The 26867-nt window shown below is 45.7% G+C and carries 24 protein-coding genes and 2 tRNA genes; 5 read left to right on the top strand and 21 right to left on the bottom strand.

All coding sequences use genetic code 11. The features are described from left to right. Positions 1-85: 85 nt before the first annotated feature. The 3 genes from C943_RS14125 to C943_RS14110 form a co-directional block, all read right to left on the bottom strand. Complete coding sequence (locus tag C943_RS14125; protein ID WP_008629025.1) at positions 86-1810, bottom strand: sodium:solute symporter family protein; 1725 nt, start codon at positions 1808-1810, stop codon at positions 86-88. Positions 1811-1897: 87 nt separating this feature from the next. Continuing rightward, positions 1898-4360, bottom strand: coding sequence for a PIG-L family deacetylase (locus tag C943_RS14120; protein WP_008629023.1), 2463 nt, complete (start codon positions 4358-4360; stop codon positions 1898-1900). Positions 4361-4943: 583 nt separating this feature from the next. Continuing rightward, complete coding sequence (locus C943_RS14110; protein WP_008629020.1) at positions 4944-5909, bottom strand: tryptophan 2,3-dioxygenase family protein; 966 nt, start codon at positions 5907-5909, stop codon at positions 4944-4946. Positions 5910-6025: 116 nt separating this feature from the next. Here C943_RS14110 and C943_RS14105 point away from each other — a divergent pair, with 116 nt between their 5' ends. Beyond that, entirely contained in the window at positions 6026-7234 is a 1209-nt protein-coding gene (locus tag C943_RS14105; RefSeq protein ID WP_008629018.1) for an acyl-CoA dehydrogenase family protein, read from the top strand. A gap of 253 nt (positions 7235-7487) precedes the next feature. Here C943_RS14105 and C943_RS14100 read toward each other — a convergent pair whose 3' ends face one another. From C943_RS14100 to C943_RS14080, 6 genes are all read right to left on the bottom strand, one after another. After that, positions 7488-9278: an adenylate/guanylate cyclase domain-containing protein gene (locus C943_RS14100; RefSeq protein ID WP_008629015.1), complete on the bottom strand. Its 1791-nt coding sequence runs from the start codon at positions 9276-9278 to the stop codon at positions 7488-7490. 1 nt (position 9279) lies between these two features. Beyond that, positions 9280-9612, bottom strand: a complete 333-nt coding sequence (locus C943_RS14095) for a hypothetical protein (RefSeq protein ID WP_008629013.1) — start codon at positions 9610-9612, stop codon at positions 9280-9282. Between the two features lie 406 nt (positions 9613-10018). After that, positions 10019-10168 (bottom strand): GIY-YIG nuclease family protein, encoded by a 150-nt coding sequence (locus C943_RS21775; RefSeq protein ID WP_081610493.1) that lies wholly within the window; start codon positions 10166-10168, stop codon positions 10019-10021. 42 nt (positions 10169-10210) lie between these two features. Further along, a tRNA-Thr gene (locus C943_RS14090) sits at positions 10211-10283 on the bottom strand. A 133-nt stretch (positions 10284-10416) separates the two neighbouring features. Continuing rightward, on the bottom strand, positions 10417-12264 hold the full coding sequence (locus tag C943_RS14085) for a DUF349 domain-containing protein (protein ID WP_040480706.1): 1848 nt from the start codon (positions 12262-12264) through the stop codon (positions 10417-10419). A 56-nt stretch (positions 12265-12320) separates the two neighbouring features. Continuing rightward, positions 12321-12890 (bottom strand): YqgE/AlgH family protein, encoded by a 570-nt coding sequence (locus C943_RS14080; RefSeq protein ID WP_008629009.1) that lies wholly within the window; start codon positions 12888-12890, stop codon positions 12321-12323. A gap of 87 nt (positions 12891-12977) precedes the next feature. On the opposite strand from C943_RS14080, the gene pdxH reads away from it, so the two are divergent. Continuing rightward, a complete protein-coding gene (gene pdxH, locus C943_RS14075) occupies positions 12978-13610 on the top strand; it encodes a pyridoxamine 5'-phosphate oxidase (protein WP_008628997.1) in 633 nt (210 codons plus the stop codon). Between the two features lie 2 nt (positions 13611-13612). On the opposite strand, the gene bshB1 is transcribed toward pdxH, so the two are convergent. From bshB1 to C943_RS14035, 8 genes are all read right to left on the bottom strand, one after another. After that, a complete protein-coding gene (bshB1, locus tag C943_RS14070) occupies positions 13613-14338 on the bottom strand; it encodes a bacillithiol biosynthesis deacetylase BshB1 (protein WP_008628996.1) in 726 nt (241 codons plus the stop codon). A gap of 31 nt (positions 14339-14369) precedes the next feature. Further along, entirely contained in the window at positions 14370-15410 is a 1041-nt protein-coding gene (locus C943_RS14065) for a M23 family metallopeptidase (RefSeq protein ID WP_008628995.1), read from the bottom strand. A gap of 9 nt (positions 15411-15419) precedes the next feature. Further along, on the bottom strand, positions 15420-16364 hold the full coding sequence (gene trxB, locus C943_RS14060; RefSeq protein WP_008628994.1) for a thioredoxin-disulfide reductase: 945 nt from the start codon (positions 16362-16364) through the stop codon (positions 15420-15422). A gap of 199 nt (positions 16365-16563) precedes the next feature. Continuing rightward, the gene (locus C943_RS14055) at positions 16564-17427 is read right to left on the bottom strand and encodes a sigma-70 family RNA polymerase sigma factor (RefSeq protein WP_008628993.1); all 864 of its coding nucleotides are present in this window, start codon (positions 17425-17427) and stop codon (positions 16564-16566) included. An 88-nt stretch (positions 17428-17515) separates the two neighbouring features. Then, positions 17516-19657 (bottom strand): polyribonucleotide nucleotidyltransferase, encoded by a 2142-nt coding sequence (gene pnp / locus C943_RS14050; RefSeq protein WP_008628992.1) that lies wholly within the window; start codon positions 19655-19657, stop codon positions 17516-17518. 108 nt (positions 19658-19765) lie between these two features. Further along, positions 19766-20041 carry a 30S ribosomal protein S15 gene (gene rpsO, locus C943_RS14045; protein ID WP_008628991.1) on the bottom strand — a complete coding sequence of 92 codons (276 nt, stop codon included), beginning with the start codon at positions 20039-20041 and terminating at the stop codon, positions 19766-19768. 64 nt (positions 20042-20105) lie between these two features. Then, positions 20106-21959, bottom strand: a complete 1854-nt coding sequence (locus C943_RS14040; RefSeq protein ID WP_008628989.1) for an LptF/LptG family permease — start codon at positions 21957-21959, stop codon at positions 20106-20108. Between the two features lie 72 nt (positions 21960-22031). Beyond that, positions 22032-22427 (bottom strand): START-like domain-containing protein, encoded by a 396-nt coding sequence (locus C943_RS14035; protein WP_008628987.1) that lies wholly within the window; start codon positions 22425-22427, stop codon positions 22032-22034. Between the two features lie 92 nt (positions 22428-22519). Between C943_RS14035 and C943_RS14030 the strand changes: the two genes are divergently transcribed. Continuing rightward, positions 22520-22593: transfer RNA gene (locus tag C943_RS14030), tRNA-Met, on the top strand. Positions 22594-22929: 336 nt separating this feature from the next. On the opposite strand, the gene rplT is transcribed toward C943_RS14030, so the two are convergent. The 4 genes from rplT to C943_RS14010 all read right to left on the bottom strand — a co-directional run bounded on the left by rplT (position 22930) and on the right by C943_RS14010 (position 24940). Further along, positions 22930-23274 (bottom strand): 50S ribosomal protein L20, encoded by a 345-nt coding sequence (gene rplT / locus C943_RS14025; RefSeq protein ID WP_008628985.1) that lies wholly within the window; start codon positions 23272-23274, stop codon positions 22930-22932. A 104-nt stretch (positions 23275-23378) separates the two neighbouring features. Beyond that, positions 23379-23573 (bottom strand): 50S ribosomal protein L35, encoded by a 195-nt coding sequence (gene rpmI / locus C943_RS14020; protein ID WP_008628983.1) that lies wholly within the window; start codon positions 23571-23573, stop codon positions 23379-23381. Positions 23574-23594: 21 nt separating this feature from the next. Further along, positions 23595-24152 carry a translation initiation factor IF-3 gene (infC, locus tag C943_RS14015; protein ID WP_008628981.1) on the bottom strand — a complete coding sequence of 186 codons (558 nt, stop codon included), beginning with the start codon at positions 24150-24152 and terminating at the stop codon, positions 23595-23597. Between the two features lie 332 nt (positions 24153-24484). Next, complete coding sequence (locus C943_RS14010) at positions 24485-24940, bottom strand: cold-shock protein (protein WP_040480702.1); 456 nt, start codon at positions 24938-24940, stop codon at positions 24485-24487. A gap of 197 nt (positions 24941-25137) precedes the next feature. On the opposite strand from C943_RS14010, the gene C943_RS14005 reads away from it, so the two are divergent. Together C943_RS14005 and C943_RS14000 are read left to right on the top strand one after the other, a co-directional pair. After that, positions 25138-26250: an XdhC family protein gene (locus C943_RS14005; RefSeq protein WP_008628974.1), complete on the top strand. Its 1113-nt coding sequence runs from the start codon at positions 25138-25140 to the stop codon at positions 26248-26250. Further along, the gene (locus C943_RS14000; protein WP_040480700.1) at positions 26243-26854 is read left to right on the top strand and encodes a nucleotidyltransferase family protein; all 612 of its coding nucleotides are present in this window, start codon (positions 26243-26245) and stop codon (positions 26852-26854) included. The genes C943_RS14005 and C943_RS14000 overlap by 8 nt, the downstream gene beginning before the upstream one ends. Positions 26855-26867: the final 13 nt, after the last annotated feature.

Raw genomic sequence — 26867 nt, 5'->3', positions numbered from 1 at the left:
GCGTGCTTTGCACCTTTATTTTCTTTGCGAGAGAACGCTTTTTTCTCTTAAAGTGAGGTTGTCTTGTTTTTTATTGGCCTTGCGATCACTTCGTGGTTACACGCTCGCTATTCCTTGCTCCCATTTGTACCAAGGCCGCTATCCCCATCACCAAAATACAACCGATGGCATTGTACCAAAGGAATCCGATGTTGATCGGGATGCCGAGGAGGCTGCTGCCATTGTTCCAGTGGATCAGTAGGATGATGGCTTGCGTGATAAAGGCTGCGATGAACACCGCATTTCCTTTGACCCACTTCATGTAAAATCCTACCATAAAGATCCCCAAGATCGTACCGTAAAACAGGGAACCGAGGAGATTGACGGCTTGGATGAGGTTTTCGAACAAGGAAGCGTAGATCGCAAACAGGATTGCGAAACCGCCCCAAACTGCTGTGAAAAGCTTTGACGAAACCAAATAATGGTATTGGGAGGCTTTCTTTACCAACGAGCGCCGGTAGATATCAATCGTCGTGGTACTTCCGAGTGCATTGAACTCGGAAGCGGAACTCGACATGGCAGCGGAAAAGATCACCGCAAACAACAAACCCACAATGCCCTTGGGCAGATAATCCATTACAAAGCGCATGAAGATGTAGTCCGTATCCCGGGTTTCGGCCTTGGGATCGTTCATTTTGATCAGCTCCTTGGCTTCCTTGCGGATGCTTTCCTGGTATTGGGTTTTCTTTTGGATCCCGTCCTGGGCTTGGGCAACCGCCGCTTCGTCGCCAGCGTTCACGGCAGTTAGAAGTTCTTGGATATCCTTGTTTTTCTCCTGAAAAACCTGTTTGTATTCATCCTCGAGAAATGCATAATCCTGCCTAAAGGCAGACTGCTGCAATTGGTCGGTCTGCACCTTGTTGAACACGACGGGTGGCTGCACAAATTGGTAAAACACAAATACCATCACGCCGATAAAAAGGATGATAAACTGCATGGGCACTTTGAGCAGTCCGTTCATCATCAGGCCCATGCGGCTTTGGTTGAGGGAGCTTCCAGCCAGGTAGCGCTGCACTTGGGATTGGTCAGTACCGAAATAGGAAAGGAAAAGGAAAAGTGCGGCGGTCATACCCGACCAGAAATTGTAGCGGTCAGCCCAGTCAAATTCAAAGTTGACCACATTCATGCGGCCCATCTTCCCGGCCACGTGGAGCGCTTCGGTAAACCGAATGGGCAGCATATAGATCACGAGGATGCCCGCTAAAATCATCCCGCCCATCATGACGGCCATCTGTTGCTTTTGGGTGATGGAAACGGCCTTGGTTCCTCCCGATACCGTGTAGATAATCACCAAGACTCCGATGAAAATGCAGGTAAACGTCAGGTTCCAACCCAGCAAGGTCGACAGGATAATTGCAGGTGCGTAAATGGTGATCCCGGCTGCCAAACCCCTTTGCACCAAAAACAAAAGTGCTGCGAGGGTACGTGTCTTCAGGTCAAAACGGTTTTCGAGGAATTCGTATGCCGTGTAAACCTTCAACTTGTAAAACATCGGCAAAAAGGTCACCGACAGGATGATCATGGCCAAGGGAAGACCGAAATAAAACTGCACAAAGCGCATCCCGTCCTCGTATGCCTGTCCCGGCGTACTCAGAAAGGTGATGGCAGAAGCCTGCGTGGCCATGATGGACAGACCAATCGTCCACCAGTTCATATCCCCACTTCCGCGGATATAGGATTCCATGTCCCGGACCCCGTAGGTCCTGTAGATTCCGTACCCCGCTATCAGCAGCAGGGTGCCGAACATCACGATCCAATCCCAGCCGCTCATGAGAAGTGGACGGTTAGCCAGTAGAAAAACAGGACCGTGACGCCCAAGGCAATCATCAATCCCCAATACCAGCGGTTCCAGTTTACCTTATTTTCCACCGCCTTGCTCGATTAGGTTGACGAATATCTTCACTGCGCCAGGTACTCCGGCGGGCAAATGCCTGAACCAGGAAATGCCGCTATAAGTATAAGTGCCATTTCCATACTTCGTATGCAACAGTGAACCGCGGAGAAAGCTTTCACCGGGATCTTGGAAGGCGATGGGCGTCGCGTAGTTTTTATCCCAATCCGAGGTAAAATAGAGTCCCCGCTCCTGCACCCAGCCTTCAAAATCTTTGGCAGTTACAGGGTTTGGTCCCTTCAGGATGGGATGGTTGAAATCCGCTTCGAAAGGGGAATTCTCCACCGTTACCCTTTCCCGGGAAATGCCGAATGGATAGGGGCCCAATTCACGCGTCAGCAGCGGCGAGCCCGTATTGTATTGGATAATGAGGTTGCCCCCTTCCTTCACATATTCCATCAACTGGTCCACATGCGATGCCAACTCCTGGTTGATGTTGAAGGCACGAATGCCGACGACGACTGTTTGGAACTGTTTGAGGCGATCTTTGCGGATGTCTGCGTTTTCGATGAAGCTCACTTGGTAACCCAGGTTTTTAAGTACATCGGCGACCTCGTCCCCTGCCCCATTGATATAGCCTACCTTTTGGTTACTAAGCTTCAGGTCCATTTTCACCAGGCCAAAGCTTGTATTGGTGAAATAGGTCAGGTTGGGAATATGTTTGTAAATGATCCTTTTGGTGTCCTGGTTGAACTTCCGGCCGTCTGCCGTTTGGAATGATACGAGCACTTCCTTTTTCATTGCATCAGACTCGAGGATTTCAACCACGTAAATGCTGCGCTTGCGGCGTTCGTCATTTTCCTGGGAAAGAATTCGGTATTGGTTAGGCTTCAGACCATCCATGGCAAGTTTGCCCTCGAGAATGGCATTCCTGAAAGTCACCTCGACGCGAAGTTTGTTGTCGGCACCCTTGATCAGGAAAAGGTTGCCTTTGTCAAGATTTACATTGACTTCAGGCACCAAGGTAAATGGCTGCTTCACCTCCCCGTCGACTTGGTCGTTGTATTTGTATTGCAAAGGCAGGTCGAGTCCAATTTTTTGTCCACCCAAAGTCAGGGTAACGGTACCTGCGATGCTGGAACCGTTGACAGGTTTCCCGATTTTGGCAGGATCAGAAATACCGAACAAGCTACCATCCAAGGAATTTTCCAACCAAAAAGGTTGGGATACAGGATAGTCTTGGGGGATTTTGATTTCGATGTTTTGGGTCAATGGAACATTTCCTTTCAGTTCACGGCCGGGTGCAATCTTGAACAAAGGACCCTCGAAGCTTTCCACTTTGAGCGCCCGCGAAGACGCATTGTTCAATACCAAATCTGCCGTGATAGTCTCGCCAGGATATCCGATTTCCTTTTTGATCACAAACTCGCCCTTGAAACCCATGGATTGGAGGATGAGGCGGTCGATGGCCTGGACTTTCTCCAAAAACCAACGCTCCGTGGACTTTTCCTTGGAAAGCAGGGATTTGATGGCGAGTAGGTTGTCAATGTTTTTGTCTGGATGGATAAAGTCAAATTCCTTCAGCGCCTTATCGATAGCGGCTTGGATTTGTGCTCCGCCTGTAAGCTTGTTCCAGCGGTTTTCGATGCCTTCAAAAGGTGAACTAGAGAAAGACGGCCCTTTCACCAACTCCACGAAATCCACTCCTTGACCAATTTGGGAAGTCGATCCGAAGCCTTGGGACTTGTGCATGGTGCGGCTGTCGGCAGCGATCTGGGAATAGGTCGTACCCAAGAGCGGGTTGAATTCTCCGACAGGGAAACGAAAGTAGGTTTTCCCCTCTTGGGGCTCGTATTGTCCGCCCCAGTTGTAGGCATTCCAAAACAATCGCTTGGGTTGCCAAGGTTTGGTTTTTGACAGTTGCTCGGGGAAGGAAGTTTGACTGGCAGCGAGGTCAAAAGCCTCCGTAGACAGAATTGCCGAGCTGGTATGATGTCCGTGTGTGGTGCCGGGAATTGTATTGAAGCGGTTGATAATGACGTCGGGTTGGAAATTGCGGATGATCCACACCACGTCGGACAGCAGTTTTTGACGGTCCCAGTTATTGAAGGTTTCGTCAGGATTTTTGCTGAAGCCAAAGTCCAGTGCCCGGGTAAAAAGTTGCTGGCCTCCGTCCGTCTCGCGTGCCCTGAGGAGTTCATGGGTACGGATATAACCCAACTCGATGCCGAGTTCCTTGCCGATGAGGTTTTGGCCTCCGTCGCCCCGGGTGAGGGACATGTAGGCCACCTCTGCATGTTCGGCATTGGCCAAATAAGCAATCAGGCGGGTATTTTCATCGTCCGGGTGTGCCGCGACAAAGAGCACGCGCTTAGTCTCCTTAAAGCGAAGGAGTTGGTGGTACAATTGGGAAGATGGGTGTGGATTGGCAAAAAGCGGGGAAACAAGCAGGCAGAAAACGTAAATGAGCCAGTGTTTTTTTGTGGTCATATGTCGTTGGATTTGGGTCAAAAGGTAGAGGAAGGCAGCAATATTTGAAACTGAAATTTATACCAATGGGTTTGGGGGATTGTTAAAGATGGTTAAAAGAAAATACGCACTGTAGATTGAGCCAGGGCAGGTCATTGGAGTATTTCAGCCGTTTTTTCGGGCATTTCAAGCGATGCAGTAAATTGTGGGTTTTGACCCGAATTTATGCGGGGAGTTTAATGCTGGGATTCAAATTTATGGGAAAAAGAGGCTCGGTGCGACTTTTAGCGACTCAGCCTAGAAATCCAATTGCCTCTACGGGTCATCAATTTTCGTCTATATCGAAGGGGAATGAGAAAAGTGGGTTCACGCAGCGGCGCCGCGATGTCGCAGCGATCGCCGCGAGAATCATAATTTCTTTATCGGCAAGCCAAAACGCAACTTGGATATTGTATGCAAGGATCAAACCGACTTTCTGAAATTAGGAAGCTGTAATAAATAGAAATAGCATTCATCAATTCAATTCCCCAGAATACTGCCAACAAAAAGGGAATCGAAGGCATTCATCATCGTAAATTGATCATTCTGAATTCTTCATTCAAAATCACTCCCCTTCTTCCCCAAAAATCTCCTTCACGACCCAACCTTTGCCCCACTCTTCCATTTCAGTTGGGGTCCACAGGTCGGGGAAAAAGATCACCTTTTGGAATCTTGGGGGCAGGTATTTCTGCCAGTTGGTGCCGCCCGTTGCGGCGATATCCTGGGGACTTCTGTGGAGGTATCGCACGGCCGACTTGTAATGTGCCAAAGGCCAAAACACGTTGGCTTTCAGGTCATAATCCCGCATCATCTTTTGCAGGGCTTCATCCTTATCCATGCAGGATTGATATTTTTTCCAAATATTCTGATCCCTGTAATTTTCGATAAAATCCGAAAGTGGCTTTTTGTATTTTTTTTCGAATGTCTTCAAGGTGAGTGTCTTCTCCCCTGTCGCCAATTCCACCGCACCCTGTTGCCAATACAGGTTGTCAAACAAGAGGTCTGGATTGGGTTCGTTTTTCAATTTTCCCCGCACATCGATGTGTATCAATTGATGTACATCCGTGGACAGGATTTCGATCACGCGGTATTGTGCGCTTTGGAATCCGCTCGAGGGTAGCAGTGACATCCTGAACTTGAGGAACTGGTCCTTTTCCATCCCTTTCCACATCACTGCAAAGGAAGATATCAATTGGTCAAAGTACATGTTGACCCTGGCCAACCTTGCTTTGAAAAACTCCGCGTCCAGGGGATTTTTTTCCGCAATCTGTTCCAATTCCCAAATGATTAGCTTGAAGTACAGTTCGGTGATTTGGTGGTAGATGATGAATATCTTCTCATCCTTGAAGGAAGTCTTGGGTTGCTGCAGGGACAGGAGTATATCCAAATTAATATAGTCCCAATAGGTCAAATAGTCGGCATACAAAAGGCCTTCGAGGTATGAAGAAAGGTCTTGGCCGGATGCTTTAAACTTCTGCTGGAGCAATTCGATTTTTTCCAACACTTCCGGGGAATATTGGGATGGGCTCATCGGCGAATTTTTTGCTGGGTTAGGTAGTATTTTCGCTGCCTTCTTATTTATTTCAGCCTGGATTTGCAGAAGGTGAAGCAAAAATCCGTTTAAATTACCAATAAACCAAAATACCCATGGAGCAGGCAGCGACAGTGCACAAATCCGCCAAACAAGATCAGTTCGAGGGCGTGGATTTTTACCAAATAGACGATTTATTGACAGAGGAGCACAAGCTGATTCGCTCGTCGATCCGTGATTTTGTCAAGCGGGAAATCAGTCCTTACATTGAGGATTGGGCGCAACGGGCGCATTTTCCTTATGAAATTGTCAAAAAGTTTGGCGATGTGGGAGCATTTGGACCTCAGATTCCCGAAACCTACGGCGGGGGTGGATTGGATTATATCGCCTACGGTCTCATCATGCAGGAAATTGAGCGGGGCGATTCAGGGATGCGCTCTACCGCTTCCGTGCAGGGCTCACTCGTGATGTACCCGATTTACAAGTTTGGCTCCGAAGCCCAAAAGAAAAAATACCTGCCCAAGCTCGCATCTGGAGAGATGCTTGGATGCTTTGGCTTGACAGAACCTGACCACGGGTCAAACCCAAGCGGGATGAAGACCAACTTCAGGGATATGGGTGACCATTACCTGCTCAATGGTGCGAAGATGTGGATTTCAAACTCACCGAAAGCAGATATTGCCGTCGTGTGGGCCAAAAACGAGGATGGAAGGATACATGGGCTGATCGTGGAACGCGGGATGGAGGGATTTTCTACCCCCGAAACCCATAACAAATGGTCCCTGCGCGCCTCGGCGACCGGCGAATTGGTATTTGACAACGTGAAAGTCCCGAAGGAAAACCTCCTTCCCGGAAAATCAGGTTTGGGAGCGCCTTTGATGTGTTTGGACTCCGCGCGGTATGGGATCGCATGGGGTGCTATCGGTGCCGCCATGGATTGCTTTGATTCTGCGAGACGATATGCCTTGGAGCGGATTCAGTTTGATAAGCCTATTGCTTCCTTCCAACTGGTACAAAAGAAACTATCCGAGATGCTCACAGAGATCACCAAGGCCCAGCTTTTGGCTTGGAAGCTTGGAAAGATGATGGACGAAGGAAAAGCCACCACATCCCATATCTCATTGGCAAAAAGGAACAACGTGGCCATGGCTTTGGAGATCGCACGGGAAGCCCGACAAATACATGGTGGCATGGGAATCACGGGTGAATATCCGATCATGCGCCATATGATGAACCTTGAATCCGTGATCACCTACGAAGGCACGCACGATATCCATTTGTTGATCTTGGGGCATGAGATCACGGGAATTCCGGCATTTAAGTGACGCTGCTCGCAACGTCACAGCAGGTGCAAAGACCGCTAAGTGGAAATAAATTCACCTGAGAACGCAGGGAAGGGCAAAACATCGGAAAACAATTCCACGAAGGCACCTTACAGGGAAGTTCCTACTTTCGCGTTCTTTGCGTGAAGAAATAGACACGTATGGGCGAATTACACGTGTTACCCAAGATTTCCTCTAAAACCTGTTATTGCCTGCTGAACAATACCTGCTGCGGCTGCCAACTGACCAAGGGAACTCACTTCAAAAAATACATCTTAAAATTCCCTCGGTTTTTCACTTGCATTTCGCCCCGGTATTCGCATTCAAAATGGTCTTTTATGAGTTCATAGGTGGTCTCGGAAAGATTGATTTTTCCCGGAAGTGAACTTGATTCCATTCTTGACGCGATATTGACTGTATCCCCCCAAATGTCGTATTGCCATTTTTTGGATCCCACAATACCAGCGACTACCGGGCCGGTATGAATGCCTATGCGGACATCAAAATGTGGAAATCCATTGTCCTTCTTTTTGGCATTCTCGACCAAGGCGAGCATTTCCTTGGCGGCCTTGGCCATTGTGATGGCGTGGTCTTTGTTTGGTACCGGTATTCCTCCTGCGCACATGTAGGAATCTCCGATGGTTTTGATTTTCTCAAGCCCATATCTGCTGATAATCTCATCAAAACCTTTGAAATAATAATCAAGGCTATAAACCAATTTTTCGGGGGCTATTTTCTCGGCAAACATTGAGAATTCCACGAAATCGGTGAACAAAACCGTGACTTTGTCAAATCTGATGGCATCGATTTTTCCGTTGACCTTCAATTGCCTTGCTGTTTCTGTCGGAAGGATGTTGAGCAAAAGATCCTCTGACCGTTTCTTTTCTTTTTGGATGTTCTTGAAATACCAAAACAAAGTCGACAAGATGATGACGCCCAAGACTATAATGATGGCCAAGGATATCAGAATAATGCGCTGGTTTCTCTTTTCCTGATTGAGTAGATCGACTTCGGCTTGCTTTTGGGACACTTCAAAATCCGTCCGCAGGTCTGCCATCTTTTGGATGGACTTCAGGTTGTTGATGCTATCACGGTAGGCAATATGGTCTTTGTAATACCGGAACGACTCGGCTGTATTCCCAATTTTCTCATAAATTTCCGAGAGCTTGAGGTTGGCATCGGACATCTGCTCCTTGAGTTTGTGTAACTGTGCGAGACTCAGGCTACGCTTTGCATATGCCAAAGCTTTTTCATTTTCACCCTTGCCGGTGTATATGTCGGACATGGAAATGAGGTAGGTGCAAATGGGGTGGTAATTTCCCGAGGCCTCCAAAACCAAGATCGCTTCGTTGATATTGCTTTCCGCAAGGTCACTTTTACCGATGTTGGCGTATACCATGCCCAAATTGCCGAGACTGATGGCTTTCCCAGCGGGATAATCCACCTTGTCAAAAATGATCTTTGATTCCGAAAAATGCACCAAGGCAGAATCGTAGTTTTTCAGATTCATATGTTCATCACCCAAATTGAGGATCGCCGATGCCAAGTTGACCGAATCCGAGGTCATTCTCAGGGTTGAGATTGCTTGGTAATAATAGAGAAGGGCGTTGGCGGGGTTATTTGAGAAAGAATAGATATCTGCAATCGCGATGTATGCACTGCCCTCCCCGACCTTGAAATCTGCTTTTTTGGCTGCTTCAGCACTCTTAAAATAGGCATCCAATGCCTGTTCGAAGTTGCCTTGGTATCTTATTTTGTTCCCTTTTTGCAGGTATCCCCGAGAAAGGTACAGATCGTTGCCCAGCTTCTCGGATAGACTAATAAGTTCCTCGGCATATTTGAGGCCCAGTGAAAGGTCCCGCATTTCGTTGAAAGAGAGGTTTCTGAGCAGTTCGAGCCTTTCCTCGTCGCTGAGGTTATTCTCTCTGTAAATGACGGCAAGGCTATCGGCCAACTTCTGATCTTGTGCGGATATAGACTGGATAAAACCGCAGAAAAAAACTGCCAATAAAAAATAGCGTGCAATTCTTTCAATTGACTTCGGCATATCAGGGATTGACCACGATTTTGGGGTCATGGATTTCCACGGTATTGCTACCATTGCGGACAAAATGAATATCGTACTTCTCCTCAGAGTTCCTCGGGATATTCGGGTCAATCGTTCCTCTCCAGTTGTTGGAGTTTCCCACACGGGAGGGCCCCTCACTGAACACATCTACACCATCGCTTCGCAGGATGTCGGTGATCGCGGATACACCAGAACGGGGATGGATATTCCAAGTGACAGTATCGCCCGGATCAACGTTGGTCTTGCCCTTGTCTGACAAAATGAGAAGTCCATTGTGGTCGATTCCCTCAACGGTAATTGGATGGTTTGCCATAAATCAAAGTTCATTTTATGTGAAAAATCAAAAATTAGCTTGATGTAATTTAGTATAAATAAAGGTAATTAAATCCCCGAAGCCTAAAAAAATTGTGTGCGAAAAACAAAAACCTATGGATGAAACACAACAAAAAGAACTCTTCCCCTTACCTACGCACGAATAAATACAGCAATACCTGTCCGAAAGCTGGCGCTAATCATGGCTACTCATTGTTTTTATGTGTATCCGCTTCGCTGCAAGGAATGAGTCTATGCTATTAAATTGTGGAATCCAGCTACTATCGCCAAATCAAATTTAATCTGGCGTTGATTTGAGCAATTTTCAGGCTTCATACCATCGATTGCAGGTCGCTTTGACTCCACTTTTCTCAACCATAAAAGAAGCAAGAGATAACAAAGGGGCATCAACAACCCAGGCCTATCGTTCTAGTGTGCGAGTCTTTGAAAAAGTGGCTGTTGTGCTGTATCAACCGGTTTTCCAAGTCCATCGTTTGGCCAATGTAGTAGCTACCTGTTGATGGGGAGTAGAGTATGTAGACAAAATAGGTCTCCATAGGCTGAAAATGAAAAAAGGCAACATCTCTGCTGCCCTTTTGAGCCCCCTGCCGGGATCGAACCAGCGACCTACTGATTACAAGTCAGTTGCTCTACCAGCTGAGCTAAGGAGGCTTAACCTATTTTGATTTCGAAAACCGTTGTCTTTCCCGAAAACGTGGTGCAAATATAGATGGATAGAATATTTGCGCAAAAAGTTTTTGAAAAAAATAAGGAGACAATCGCTATCTCCTTATTTGTGAACAAATTAAAATTCTCGAATGATAGACAATTTCTTCTTCAATTTGTCTACTTCGCTTTCCGCCTTCTGAATTTTTTCCTCAAATTGATTCCTAAGCTTATCCGCTGTCCGCGATGCAGCAAAGAATTCAAGGTTGTTTCTCCAAAGCGTGATGTTATTTTCAAGATCAGCAATCTGCTTTCTGATGCCGTGCTCTTTCTTGTTGAGTACCCGATTGCTGTTGGGATCGGCCTGGAGTTTGTTGAGATTCAGCCTAAATAGGAAATCCTCCTTCTCCGCTCCGCTGATGCCTAGTTGCTTGACATAAGCATCGACTGCCTCGTTGAAACGGGACATGATTTCCTTCATGTTTTTTCTCGGGACAAATCCGATTGTATTGTATTGATTGATGAAGGATTCCAACGCAGCGGCGGATAGTCCGGTACCTTTGGCAGCTTCGATAATCTGCTGAATCACTCCCTCTTTTTCCTTGAGGTTGTTATCAAATTCCTTGTTTACCTGTTTGGTCGAGTTCCTTCTGTTTTCGAAGAAGGTATCACAAGCCGTCTTAAATCGTGTGAACAACTCGTCACGAACCTTTTCAGGAGTCGGACCGATCTTTTTCCATTCCTGTTGCAGCGCAATCATCTGATTGGCGGTATTGTTCCAATCCGTTTCGTTCATCAGTGATTCGGCTTTTTGGATAAGCTCTTCTGCAAGGTTTTTGTTCTTGGTCCTGATTTCATCCAATTCCTTGAAGAACAGATTCTTGTGGTGGAAGAACTGCTTGAATAGACCCCAGAAATGCTTGTTGATATCTTTGCCGTTTTCACGAGGAACCGCACCAACTGTCTCCCATTCTTTCTGGATTGCAAGTATATCCTTGGTTTTATTGTTCCATTCCTTGATTTTGGAGGATTGGTAGTCCCGGAATTCCTCCAACTTCTTGATCAAAGCTTCCTTCTTCAGCAGATTTTCCTTGAGGACTTCTTTCTGTCCTTCGTAAAACTCTTTTCTACGGGCATACACCGCATCCGAGGCTGTTTTGAACCTGGTCCAAAGTGTTTCCTGTTCATCCCGAGGTACTGGACCGACATGCTTAAACTCTTCATGGAGATCATTCAACTGCCGGATTGCCTCCTTTAGGTCTGGGAGTTGAACCAAGGCCTCTGCCTTTTCGCAGATTTCGGTTTTATGTTCGAGATTCTTTTTCCTGTCTAGTTCCTTCAGCTCAAAATAAATGCTCCGGTTGTCGTAAAAACGATCCATCAGGGCATTGTAGGAAGCCCAAAGGTTTTTGTTTTGGGCGGCGGGCACAGGTCCGATCTTTTTCCACTCGTCCTGGATTTGCTTGATGGTATTGATGCTGTGGGTCGTCTCCTCTCCGTCCACCAATTCCCTCAGCCTATCAAGAATCGCGTTTTTGGCGATGAAGTTTCTTTCCTTTTGCTTTTCCTGCTCTCGGAGAAAATCCGATTTCTTCTCCCTAAATTCATTCAGTCCTGCCAAAAGAGAGCGATCGACATCCGCAAGGCGGTAATCAAAATCATCCGCAGCACCGCCATTCTTTACAAAAACTTCCAAGGCCTCCTCTTTTTCCTTTTGGAGGACTTCGTCAAAATGGGACTTGATTTGGTTGATTTGGCTTTCGATCTGAAGTATTTTGCCCGAAGAAACCAATTCCTTCAAGGCATGAAGCAATTGATCTTTTGAAAAATTAGAATAATCTACCTCTTCTTCGACTTCATGTTCCTGTTCGGGATGATCGATTTCCGCTGTCGGCTCAATCTCTGTTGCTTTACCTTCCACCTGTAAAATCTCTTCACTGGTTTGGGTCACCTTGTCTTCGTCAGACATTTCTTTTTCTGTGCTCATAATGTAAAACTGATACTTTTTGGCAGGGTCACTGAAACAAAAGTAACAAATTTGGATCAATTTAATCTTGGGTCAATCGGATAATTTGCCATTTGCTGGTATTCTCCACCCATGTTCTTGAGAATGACTCGCCACATTTCTTCCGCAGAATCGTCGAAAATCTCCGCGTAATCCGCAGAGGTACAGACGATCCAAGTATCTTCTTCGAGTTCGTTATCCAATTGACCAGCTGCCCATCCAGAGTATCCGATGAAGAATTTCACCTGATCCGATAACATTTCACCCTGCTTGAGCCTCTCCAGGAGGACTTCAAAATCACCACCCCACCACAGCTCTTCCGCCAAAGAGATGCTTCCTGGAAGGGGGTTGGAATCGTGATAGATGAAATGGAGTGTATTTTGTTCGACAGGACCACCCACGTATACGACTGCATCCAAAAAATCAGCACCGTCCAACAAATCGCTTAGCTTTAGGATCGACTGCTTGTTTAAAACCAATCCAAAGGAGCCATTCTCGTTGTTTTCACAAACTAGGATTACCGAGCGGACAAAATTTTCATCCTGCAAAAAGGGCTCAGATATCAGCAGGTCACCGGATTTCGGTGGATTGGCCGCATTGTTCTTCATAAAAAATCTCGTCTTGATGCTGCGCTTAAGTTAAATCTAAATTTTAAAAATGCAATAAGAGTAATAATTTTAAGGAAAATTACCCCGATGAAGCTAGCTGACATTAGAATCGATTACTCCTTAAAGACACTTGACGAGCATGACGTCCTGACAGACCCCTTGGAACAATTCAGGCTATGGATTGACGAAGCGCACCATGCAAAACTCAACGAATGGAACGCAATGACGCTGTCGACTGTCCGTGCAGATGGACGGCCAAATGGTCGAATCGTACTTCTCAAGGATGTGGACCAGGGGTTGGTATTTTTTACAAATTACGAGAGTGCCAAGGGAAATGAGCTCCGTGAACATCCATTTGCCGCTGCCACGTTTTTTTGGCCCGAGTTGGAGCGCCAGGTTCGTTTCATTGGAAAGGTGGAAAAAGTCTCGGATGATGATTCCGATGCCTATTTTGTGTCTAGGCCATACTCCAGTCAGATCGGTGCTTGGGCTTCCCCCCAAAGCAAGGCCATACCAAGTCGTGAATATTTGGAGGAAAATGAGCGCACATTCCGGGAAAAATTCGAGCATGAGACCCTCAAGCGCCCGTCGCATTGGGGAGGGTTTAGGATTGTTCCGGAGGAAGTGGAATTTTGGCAAGGTAGGCCCAGTCGTCTCCACGACCGGATATTCTATTCTCGCGTCGGGGCAAACTGGAAAATCGAGCGTCTTGCGCCTTGAGTCTACACGAGATCAAAAAGATCCGAGACACCTATCATCCGCTCTACTGTAAATCCCTCACCATACTTTACCATGATGCTGTGGCCCAATTCCTTTCCGCGGGCATCGATGAAGTCTAGAAACTCGGGCGAAGAAATGAAGCTGGCCGGTTCAATGCTTTTTGGATCGTGAAACTGAGAACGGAATGCTTTGATACTTGCCACTTTTATTTCCCAAAACTCACTCACATCCACCACAAAATCTGGTTTGATGTAATTGTTTTGGATGTAGTGGTACACAAATTTGGGCCTCCATGGGTCTTGTTCCACCCCATCGACTTCAGTCAAAATCTTCCTCAAACCGCTCATAAAGCAGGCGTGAGACGCCAAAGATCCTGCCTTTCCATGGTCAGGGTGTCGGTCAGTCACAGCATTTGCGAGGACGATTTCAGGTTTGTATTTTCTGATCGCTTTGATTACCTCCAACTGGTGTGCTTCATCATCCTTAAAATAGATATCCTTTAGGCCTAGATTTTCCCGAACAGACAAACCAAGGATCTCTGCGGCTGCATCCGCCTCCTCGAGGCGCAACTCCGGCGTGCCGCGTGTTCCCATTTCCCCTTGGGTGAAATCCACGATGCCAACCGAATAGCCTGCTGCAATATGCTTGGCGACTGTTCCTGAGCAAGCTAGTTCGGCGTCATCAGGATGCGCAGCCAACACGAGTATGTCTAATTTTGGATAGGCCATATTGATTTAGTTTTTATGTTCGGAAAAAGCATTACTTAATCCTCAGCCGCCTCCCGACACGCAGTACCGTACTTGTCGAAATATTGTTGAGACGTGTAATCGTACTGACCCGGACGCCATAGCGTCGTGCTATGCTGCTTAGGGTCTCGCCGCTTCTTACCCTGTGGTATATTGCCTCCTGGGTTTTGATCACATGATCAAAACTGGAAGAAGTAATCGAATACAGTTGGGATTTAATCTGCCCGATGTTGAAATCAAAAATCTCCGTCGGGTTGATAGAAAGGCCCTGGTACCGTATTTCATAATGAAGGTGTGGCCCGGTACTTCTACCCGTATTTCCTCCCATAGCTATCTGTTCGCCCGCTTTCACCTCCTGTCCAATCTCGACCAGGAATTTGGACAAGTGCCCATATAGGGTCTCAAGTCCATTTTTGTGCCTTATGACAAGGTAATAACCATAACCGTTCCTGTCATATGACCTGATTCGCACGATTCCATCGAAAGTACTGTAGACGGGATCTCCTACATTGAGCTTGAGGTCGGTACCGTGGTGCCAGCGATAGCGCCTGAATCCAAACTCCGAAGTAATTCTGGTCTCATCCAAGGGTAGTTTCCAATCTGTACCAAACAAAGGATCAAAAAGTTTGATACTTACCGTATCCTTGAATTCCTTGGGATTGAAGTCGTAAATATTTATCTTTTTACTGTCCCAAGACGAAAAATACTCAAAGGCGGTAACCCAGATACTATCAATCAGAACCTGTTCGGATACCTCTACGAGTTGATTAGTGGGCGCCCAAATCAAGGAAATTGTATCCTCCGAAACGATACTCAATCGTTTTCGAATATCTACGTGGTTTCTGAACAGGATCGAATCGGTCTCTTTGGTGAGCTCTTGAAGGTATTTCTGTGGGTCATACAGGCGCAAGTCACGCGTAAGCGGATTTGTACGCGGTGCCTCCTTTTGGGCTTTTGGCTTTTTGATGATCTTCGGAAAATTTTGGGCATGGGAAATGGCAGTTCCCATGCCCAAAAAGACCACCATAAATATCAAAATCCCTTTTAGCCTCATTTCAACGAATTATGCCATTTCTTTGGCGGCCATATACCTTTCTGCATCAAGGGCGGCCATACAACCTGTTCCTGCCGCCGTCACGGCTTGTCTGTAGACATGGTCTTGCGCATCTCCGCATGCAAAAACCCCTTCGACATTGGTACGCGTGCTGCCGGGAACGGTTTTGATGTATCCGTTTTCGTCCATGTCAATAATTCCTTTGAAAATATCGGTATTTGGCTGATGTCCAATAGCCACGAAAAACCCTGATACTTTGATCTCTTTGGTTTCGTGCGTCACGTTGTTATACAAACGTGCGCCTGTGACTTCTTCATCTCCAAGGATTTCCTCGGTTTCGGAATTCCAAAGAATCTCAATCTTTGGATTACTCATCACCCGTTTTTGCATAATCTGAGAGGCTCTCATCTCATCCCTTCGGACGATCATATATACCTTATTGCAAATGTTTGCCAAGTAGGAAGCTTCTTCACAAGCAGTATCGCCTGCCCCGACGATCGCAACGTCCTGTCCACGAAAGAAAAATCCGTCGCAAACTGCGCAGGCTGAAACTCCCCTACCGTTTAATCGAGTCTCACTCTCCAATCCGAGCCATTTCGCAGAAGCACCTGTGGAAATGATTACAGTTTCTGCTTCTATTGAGTGTTGGTCATCTACCGTCACTATATGCGGGTGCGAGGAAAAGTCAACTGCTGTCACCAGCCCATATCTGACTTGTGTGCCGAATCGTTCCGCTTGCTTTCGAAAATCCTCCATCATCTCAGGCCCCTGAATGCCATTGGGATATCCCGGGTAATTTTCCACTTCCGTGGTGATGGTCAATTGCCCGCCTGGTTGGGGTCCCGTGTAAAGCACCGGATTTAAGCCCGCTCTGGACGCATATATAGCTGCGGTGTATCCTGCAGGTCCCGACCCAATTATCAGAACCTTCACTTTCTCTCTCTCGGAAGTCATTGGATTTATTTTTGAAGTTGGCAAATTTTGTTAAAATACCTTTTACAACAAAGTTAACGGGTGTTAAAATTCCCTAATGTGCGCAAAGGTACTGGGCAATCTGTAATCAGTCAGGACGTTACATTTTTTCCAACTTGGGGAATAAAAAAAGGGGTTTGATCACCCCTTCTTTGATTCTAATTCACAGAAATTAACTGGATTAACCAAGGTAAGGTTTTAAAGTTTTACTTCTTGAAGTATGACGTAACCTTCTGATAGCCTTCTCTTTAATTTGTCTAACCCTCTCTCTTGTCAGGTTGAATTTCTCCCCGATTTCCTCTAGGGTCATGGCATGCTCACCGTTCAGTCCGAAGTAAAGGGTGATCACATCGGCTTCCCTTTGGGTAAGTGTAGAAAGTGCCCTTTGTACTTCTTTCCTCAAGGAATCTGTCATGAGACCGTCATCGGGCTTTTCGTCACCGTCGTTCTCCAATACGTCCAACAAACTGTTTTCTTCCCCCTGAACAAAAGGTGCATCCATGGATACATGGCGTCCGGAGATCTTCATGGTATCGACCACCTCGCCGGCAGTTACTTCGAGCACCTCCGCCAATTCCTCTGGAGATGGCTCCCTTTCAAACTTTTGTTCGAGTTCACTGAAAGTCTTGCTGATCTTGTTCAGCGAACCGACCCTGTTGAGCGGAAGCCTGACAATCCTGGATTGCTCAGCCAAAGCCTGCAAAATAGACTGTCTGATCCACCATACAGCATAGGAGATGAATTTAAAACCTCTGGTTTCATCAAATCTTTGTGCTGCTTTGATCAATCCGAGGTTGCCTTCGTTGATCAAATCACCCAAAGAAAGACCTTGGTTTTGGTACTGTTTGGCCACAGAGACGACAAACCTGAGGTTTGCCTTCGTAAGTTTTTCCAGGGCCAATTGATCGCCTTCACGGATTCTTTTGGCAAGAATTACCTCTTCATCGGCAGTCAACAAGTCGACTTTACCGATTTCTTGAAGGTATTTATCCAAGGACTGACTTTCCCTGTTGGTGATCTGTTTGCTAATTTTTAGCTGCCTCATTCGAGATTAACAATTTTCGTTTTTGAAACTCACTTAATAACGGAACTGCCTGATTGCAAAGTTCAAAGTAATAAATACTTTATTGAACTCAGTCTTTTTTCTCGGATTTTTCAGGTTTTGGGAGCAACACTTTCCTGGAAAGCTTGAACTTCCCGGTTTTCTTGTCCACATCGATCAGTTTGACCATGATCTCCTCCCCGGGTTCCAATACACCCTCCATATTCTCAAGTCTTTCCCACTTAATTTCGGAAATGTGCAATAATCCATCTTTTCCTGGCATGAATTCCACAAAGGCGCCAAAGGGCATGATGTTTTTGACTTTGCCTGTGTAGGTCTCCCCAATTTCAGGCTGCGCAACGATCGCCTTGATGCGTCGAATCGCTCCATCCATTGATTCTTGGTTGTTGGAGAAGATGTTGATCTTGCCCATGTTGTCTTTTTCCTCGATGACGATGGTAGCGCCAGTATCCTTTTGGATTTCCTGGATCACTTTTCCACCTGGACCGATTACCGCCCCGATGAGCTCTTTCGGAATATTCATATTGTAGGACCTTGGAGCATGCGGCTTCAAATCCGGCTTCGGCGCAGCCAAGGTTTTGGAAATCTCGGCCAAGATATGAAGGCGTCCATCTTTTGCTTGGTACAATGCTTCCTTAAGGACTGCGTAGTCCAAACCTTCGACTTTGAGGTCCATTTGGCAGGCTGTGATGCCTTTTGCGGTGCCCGTTACTTTGAAATCCATATCACCGAGGTGATCTTCATCTCCAAGAATGTCCGAAAGAATCGCATAATTCCCGGTTTTTGCATCAGAGATCATTCCCATTGCAATGCCTGTCACTGGCGCTTTGATTTGCACGCCGGCATCCATCAAGGCCAAGGAACCTGCGCAAACGGTAGCCATGGATGAAGAGCCATTGGACTCAAGAATGTCGGATACAACACGAATTGTGTATGGATTTTCCTCTTCTGGAGGAAGTACCTTCTTAAGTGCCCGCATCGCAAGGTTGCCGTGTCCGACTTCCCTTCTACCCGGACCTCTATTTGGTTTTACTTCACCTGTAGAGAATCCTGGGAAATTATAATGGAGGAAAAATTTACTGTAGCCAGAAATCACCGCTCCATCGATCATTTGCTCATCGAGTTTCGTGCCCAATGTACAAGTGGTGATGGATTGGGTTTCCCCTCGTGTGAATATGGATGAACCATGCGCTGATGGGAGATAATCAACCACAGACCAAATTGGTCTGATTTCATCTGTTTTGCGACCATCCAACCTTTTCTTCTCCTGAAGAGTAAGGTTTCGGGCTGCTTCTTTGTGGATTTTAGCGAAATATGGCCCAATCAGGCTAGCTTCAAAGCCATGTTCAGTACCCAAACCAGCCACAAATTCCTCTTTTATCTTCTTGATGATCACAGATCTTTCGGATTTGTTGGCGATCTGTCTACTTACGGCCTCGTAGCATTTTCCGTATAATTCGGCATGCATTTTTTCATACAAAGCAGGATCGCTTTTCTCGTGACTGTACACCCTCTTTTCGGTCTTTCCGACCGCGATTGTCAATTCTTTTTGGATCAGGCAGTGCTTCTTGATTTCTTCATGTGCAAACTGCAATGCCTCGACCATCTCATCTTCCGAGATTTCATTTGCCTCGCCCTCGACCATCAGGATGTAATCCAATGAACCAGCGACAATAAACTCCAATGCGGATTTTTCCAATTCCGCCGGCGAAGGATTGATCTTCAGCTTGCCATTGATCTTTGCGACACGTACCTCGGAAATTGGACCGTTGAAGGGGATATCTGAAACCGCCAGAGCCGCCGAAGCAGCCAACCCTGCCAAACAATCAGGTAATACGTTGCTGTCGGAAGACATCAAAGTGATATTGACCTGGGTATCAGCATGGTAATCATCCGGAAAAATCGGGCGAATGGCACGATCTACGAGTCTGCTAATCAGGATTTCATAATCGGAAAGCCTTCCCTCTCTCTTCAAAAACCCACCCGGGATCTTGCCCGAAGCGGCAAATTTTTCTTGGTAATCCACGGAAAGTGGCAGAAAATCAACCCCCTCCACGACTTCAGTCTTTGATACGACGGTGGCCAACAACATCGCGTTGCCCATTCGTACCACAACCGAACCATCGGCTTGCTTTGCCAATGCGCCGGTTTCAATAATGATCTCCCTACCATCCTCAAGGACGATAGATTTCGAAATTACATTTGGTAACATACAGTTTTGTAAATGATAATGATGTGAATAAGATGTAAAAGTAAGGCTTAATATCAGGGGGAGGTAAAAAAGTAAGGTCCTCACATTGAGAACCTTACGTCAATCGAATTATTTTCTAATCTCCAACTCTTGGATAATTGATCTGTACCTTTCGATGTCATTCTTGACAAGATAGTCGAGAAGTCTTCTTCTCTTACCTACCAATTTCAGAAGGCCCAATCTGGATGAGTGGTCTTTTTTGTTGGTCTTCAAATGCTGGGTCAGGTGCTGGATTCTGTAAGTGAACAGGGCGATCTGTGATTCTGGTGATCCTGTGTCTTTTTCAGATTTTAACCTGCCATGATTTTTGAACAACTCCGCTTTTTTCTCTGGTGCTAAATACATGCCTAGTTAATGTTATTTGATTTAAACAGGCACAAAGGTAAGATGAAAATTTTGATTATGAAAATCATGATTGGGTTTTGGGGGATTTGCGATTGAAAAAGCTCATGATTTTTTTGAAAAATTCGGTATACGTGTCTGCTTCGAAAAGCCTTGCATCCTTTCTCGCCTGTCTCAAGAAGAATAGCCCAAAAGGCAACAGCACGATATTGGAAAACCAAGTACCGAAAACCGTACCTGTAATGGCTTCCTTGGCCCATTTTTCACCCGTGATCGTCAACATATAATAAATGATGAAAAAGATGATTGACATCAAGACGGGCATGCCAAGACCTCCTTTTTTGATAATGGCACCAAGCGGTGCCCCGATCAAAAACATCACAAAACAAGCGAATGCGGTGGTGTACTTTTGGTACCAAGCAATCTCGAAGCGTCTAAATTCCCGCTCTAGATTGTCTACCTGCAGCATTTTATTGTTCAGGTTGTTTTTTATACTGCGCGCATTGTTGAGCCCCACCGTTGCACCGCGGGAGACATAATTTTCGCGGGCGATCAAAGTGTCCAGTTCTGCCTTTCTTTCCGACGAAAGTTTTCTGCCCTCCTCGGATATTTTCTTGGCTTCGGCAGTCACAGAATCTGATTTGGCGGTGGAAGGCATCGGCTGTAATGCGAATGGGTCTTGGAAAGCCAAAGCCGAATCGATTCCGATAGACTGAAGCTTAATTTCCTTCTTTAATTTCTTGGACACACTGCCTGTTGCTGAGTCTGCTTTTGTATCCTTTCCTCCCTCTGTGACAGACGCCTTTGTTTGGGTTATGCTGGGCGGGGAATCCCTGTTACTGGAAGCTTGTGAACTATCCGATTTGCCAGCGATCGAATCCGCGGACAAGAGCGACGCCAAGGAGTCAGATTTAACCGAATCCGCGGCCGTCTTTCGCATGAGTTTTGCCTTTTCAGCTCGAATTGAGTCATCTCGCTGTTTCCTTTCAGCGATATCCGAAGGAGGAGTGATTTTCCTATTTTTTGTGAAAAACGGATAGGAAGATTCGGTGAAGAGATAATTGTAATAGATGATTTGGTTGATTTCGGCGTTCATCGAGTCGAGGCCAAGCTTCAATTTAGAGATATCCATAATCGATCTATTGGTAGACCAAAGATCCTCGGGTGTTCTACTCAATTGAAATGACTCCAAGCTGAAGATCATTTGATTTTCCTGGAATTTAGTTCGGCTGAAATCCACGGGTTTTTCATTGATCCCTCGCTGTGCCCTTGACTCTTGGTATCGGATTCCATTGTATAAGGTGAGCGACATGTAGCGCTCATCCATAAACTGCTCCATCCTACCGGAGTCTGCCAGAATGATGTTGGTATTGCCTTGGCCGTCTGAATGGTCATAAATGATAATGTCCCTCAACCGTACTTCATCCATCTTTTGGTTTACCTTGATCGCGTAATTTGGGATGCCACTGTAGAAAACCCCTTCCCGAATGTCAAAGGCGGGGGATTTCATCCTAATATCATAGAGCAAGCTAAAAGTTTTGAGGTTGACTTTTGGGACCAAGTAGTTATTTGACAAAAAAGCCAGTATGGTGAGAAATACCACAAATATCCCGATAGGCTGAAGGGCTCTCACGAGTGAAATACCGCTGCTTTTGAGTGCGGTAAGCTCAAAATGCTCGCCCAAATTGCCAAAAGCCATCAAGGATGACAACAGTACTGCGAGCGGCAAAGCCATGGGGGAAATACTGATCAAAAAATAGGAAATCAGCTCCATGTACACCCAAAAACTCAATCCTTTGCCAAAAATCTCGTCAAAATACTTAAGCATATTGACGGTAAGTAGGATAAAATCCACTACGAGAAAAGTCAAAAAGAAGGGTCCGATAAAAGACCCGAGAACAAGTTTATCGATTTTTTTCATGGACAGAAATCTCCCACACTGCTTTTCAACGCGTAAATCTTGCAAAAATTTGCAATTATACCACCAGAAAAATCAACCGCCTATGATTTCCTTCAATGTAGCAATCAACCCTTCCCAAATTGACTCCAACTCCTCGTCATCATAGGAATCACTATAGTCGATGACCTTTAGGAATAAGGTTTGGGTAAGTTCGTTTTCCTCTACTTTGAACTCGATATAGGAATGGTCCCTTTCGTCTATGTTTTGGGGGTCAAAGAACTCAAACTTCACATGAGCATTGGTTCTGATTGAGGCAATCCTAGCCAAGTGATCTTCACCGTCGTATTTAAATATGAAGTTTTTATCCTCATTGATTGTCACATCGTCTGCAAACCACTCGGCCAAACCGCTCGCGGTACTCAGGTAGGGAAACAACATTTTCCTGGAAGTATTGATTTGGTAATCAGCGATAAACTTATTTTTAACCATTTTTTAATTTTTTTTGGGTAGTAAAATTGGCTTTTTTTGAAGTCTTATGTTTGCATTTGAGAGTCTAACCCCTCATATTTGCATTCCGATTTGGCGAGGTAGCTCAGATGGTTAGAGCGCAGGATTCATAACCCTGAGGTCAGGGGTTCAACTCCCCTCCTCGCTACGCAGAGCCCCACTTTTGGGGCTTTTTTATTTTGTAGCCAGGTAGTTTAATATCAACTTTTCCCGATTCCAAAACCGATCCTTCCGACAAAGAGCGCCTGTGGTTAGGGGTTAATCCCGATAACGGACAATCCAATTAACCGATTGTCCGGGAACCCCATCTTTCAAGTCTGGCCATCGAAATTCCCGAACTGGTATCGACGAGATTAGATCAATAGAAAATCCCGCTCTTGTAATTTAGCAAAAAATCCGAAGTTGCCCTTGTCCATTCAAAAAATTGGAAATAAAAAAGCCCTGATTTCTCAGGGCTCCTTCATGTTAAACAAGGCGTGCCTTCTTATTTAACTTTTTCAACTACAGCTTTGAATGCCTCGGGATGATTCATTGCCAAATCAGCAAGAACTTTTCTGTTCAATTCGATATCGGCCTTTTTCAACAATCCCATGAATTGAGAATATGAAATACCATACTCCCTGGCGCCTGCATTGATACGCTGGATCCACAATGCCCTGAATTCTCTCTTCTTGACTTTGCGGTCCCTGTACGCATACTGCAAACCTTTTTCGTACTTGTTCTTGGCTACTGTCCAAACGTTTTTACCTCTTCCGAAGTAGCCTTTTGTTGCCTTCAATACTTTCTTTCTTCTAGCTCTTGAAGCAACCGCGTTTACTGATCTTGGCATAGTAATTTTGATTTTTTGACCCTAGGTGCCATGGTGGTCTTGATAACCTGAGCGTCTGGTGAATAAATAAACCTAAACTTAATTGTCTTTTGAGATTTGATTCGTCAAATTCTCAACATTGCTCTTACGCCCGCCTCATCTGCTGGATGAACCATGCCCATTTGAGTCAGATTTCTCTTTCTTTTAGTGGACTTTTTGGTTAGGATGTGACGCTTGTAGGCATGCTTTCTTCTGATTTTGCCGGTTCCTGTCAATTTGAACCTTTTCTTTGCACCGGATTTAGTTTTTACTTTTGGCATAGCTGTTTGTATTAGTTGAAATTATTTCTTAGCAGGTCGAGGGGCCAAGAACAAAAACATCCTTTTTCCCTCCAATTTCGGAAGTTGTTCCACCTGTGCATAATCCTCCAGTTCCTGTGCAAACTTCAACAATAGCATCTCTCCTCTTTCTTTGAAGACAATCGATCGGCCGACGAAATGCACGTAAGCCTTGACTTTTGCTCCTTCTTTCAGGAAGTTGATAGCGTGCTTCAGTTTGAAGTTAAAATCATGGTCGTCAGTATTGGGTCCGAACCTGATTTCTTTTAGAACAGTCTTTGCAGCGTTGGCTTTGATTTCCTTCTGCTTTTTCTTCTGTTCGTACTTAAACTTTGCGTAATTGATGATTTTGCAAACTGGTGGGACTGCATTGGGAGAAATCTCTACAAGGTCAAGTTCGTTATCCTCCGCAAGCTTGATCGCTTGGGCCAACGGCAGAACTGCATTGCCTCCTTCTACGAAATCTCCCACGACTCTGACCTCCCTTGCCCTGATACGATCGTTGATTTTATAGGGCTCTTCTTGTCTTTGTCGATTGGTGACAGGCGGTTTTCCTTTCAAATTTTATGGCTGTTTTAATGAAATCGACTGCAAATATCTGAATTAATTTCCGATTTCAAAAAATGGATCCAAATAACTGATTTTGCCCAAACGTGGGATTTTAAATTCCCACGATAAAATTCCCTTTATAGCCTTTCACGACATCGAAAGGATATCTTTGGTGTCCATGCTAGGGATTCCTAGAAATACAACGCCTCGTCCCCTACCTGTCGACCAACATTCGAGACAGCTTGTCCAATTTATTTTATAACCAGCAACATGGAGTTGATCCCCGACAATTCTATCGTATCTCGTGGCGCATGGTTAAAGAAATGGCAAAATTTGGTTTGGACTTAGGTAGCAAGTTTGACGCCTACGGCACTTGGACCCTTAGGGGACTTCTCCGTAGTAAATGTCACTTTGTCGTTTTCCTTGATGGGATCAAGGCATTTGTTGATGTGGACAAAAATACTCTCTTGGCTTTGTTCGTCCCTGATGAAACCATAGCCCTTACTGGAGTTGAAAAATGTAACCTTGCCCCTTCTGGTTTTGTCTTCAGGTTCTTGCGGAAGTGCCTTTTTGACTCCAACTGATATTGTCTCTGGGTCAATTTCGACCTTTTTGCTTCTATCCGGCGGAGTGGACGTAATATTTCCAAATTCATCCACGTAGGCAATCATATCTTCGAAATCCTTTGCTTTCTCCTGATTAGCTTTCCTTGCCTCTTTCTTCTCCAGCTTTTCCTTTTTTTTCTTCAGCCTAAGCTTTTCCTTTTCGTCTTTTTCGAAGTTGTCTCTTGATTTTGCCATATGCACAAAAATACAATCAAATTTTGGGGATTTCCTACCAATAGCAAACAAGAATTTTAACAACTTTTAACGGAATTAATATTTTGGGTTTCCACTGTCTATTTTATTGTGCAACTGGTCCCGGAAATACTGCCTGAATTGGATATTCAGGTCTAATTTTGGACAAAAAACGATAGATTACCCCAAATTTCTAAGGTATGAAGGAATTCGACAGCATTGTAGATGCATATAGAAACAGCAAATCCATGAACCAAAGGGTGGCTTTGGCGACTGTGGTGAAAGTGGACGGTTCGGCCTATCGGAGACCGGGGGCAAGGATGTTGGTGACGGAGTCAGGCGAATTAGTCGGTGCCATTTCGGGGGGGTGTTTGGAAGGTGACGCACTCAGGAAAGCGCAAACAGTGATTTTCCAACAAAAATCCATGGTGGTCACTTACGATACGACGGACGAGGATGACCAAAAATTCGGTATCGGACTGGGTTGCAACGGTATCATTCAGGTTTTGATCGAGCCCGTGGATTTCGATGACCCCAATAATCCCGTCGCACTTTTGGAAAAGACCATACAAACGAGATCCGTTTCTTGGATCGTGACCACCGTTTCACTGGAAAACCAGCGGTCGGAGCAAATTGGGACATTCGGCATTTTTCTCGACAATGAGTTCATCGGAAAGCCTGAAACGGTATCCAAAGATCTCCTCAATCTCGTATTGGAAAAAGTAAAATATTTAATTGGAAATCAGGAATTTGCTACTCAAAATATAAGTAACACTGATGGATTTTTCACCTTTATAGAACCAATCAGGCCGGCTATACGCATACTGCTTTTTGGTGCGGGTAACGATACGATACCGGTGGCAAAAATGGCGGATTTGTTGGGCTGGCAGGTTGTTCTTTTTGATGGAAGAAAAAACCATGCGACCAAGCAAAGGTTCGGAACTGTGAACCAAATCGTTGTAGGACCTGCGGATTCGGTACTTGACGCCCTTGATTTTGATCCATTTACAGTCGCCTTGCTCATGACCCATAATTTTGACTATGAAGCGGTTATTCTTGAAAAACTCCAGTCAGAAAATCTCCCCTACATTGGCATCCTGGGTCCAAAAAAGAAATCCCAAAAGCTAATCGAACGATTGGCGGGAAAAGGTATTGCCGTGTCACAGGAAAACCTTTATGCCCCACTCGGCCTAGATATCGGGGCGGAAGGCTCGGAGGAAATCGCGCTTTCTGTCCTGAGTGAAATCCGCACTGTCCTCAATCGAAAGAAACCCATTCATCTCAGGGAAAAGGATGGCCCTATCCATGGATAAAACTGCGATCATGCTCTTGGCTGCCGGCGGCTCCTCCAGATTGGGTCAGCCAAAGCAGTTGTTGGAGTACAACGGAAAAACCCTACTTCAACACATTATCGATGAAGCATTGTCGACAAAAGCAGCGTCTGTGGTAGTTGTCCTTGGCGCCAACCATGAATTGATTGCGGAAAAAACCAAACTGGATGGCACTGTGGTCATCATCAACGAACAATGGCAAAGTGGCATGGCTTCAAGCATCCGGGCGGGCGTTGAAGCTTTGGCCGATGATAGGCGGTTCGACAGCGTGCTGATTACCCTTTGTGACCAACCGCATGTGGATCATTTTCTGATGAAAGAATTGGTCAAAAAGCAACAAGATAGTGGAAGCACAATTGTCGCTTGCTCGTATGGAGAAACCGTGGGCGCGCCCGCCGTTTTTTCGCGGGAAATGTTTCCTTCATTGCTCTCGCTCCAAGGACAAGAGGGAGCAAGAAAACTGATCGCTGCCAACCCTCACGTCGTAGAAAAACTAGACTTCCCAAAAGGTATCATCGACATCGATACCCCTGCAGACTATCAGGGTTTGCAGAATAAAAAGAAAAACGAACCAGGTGAAGTCTGAGGGATTGAGTTGG

The organism is Mariniradius saccharolyticus AK6 (assembly GCF_000330725.2).
Classification (GTDB): domain Bacteria; phylum Bacteroidota; class Bacteroidia; order Cytophagales; family Cyclobacteriaceae; genus Mariniradius; species Mariniradius saccharolyticus.
This window is presented reverse-complemented; position numbering and strand designations above follow the sequence as displayed.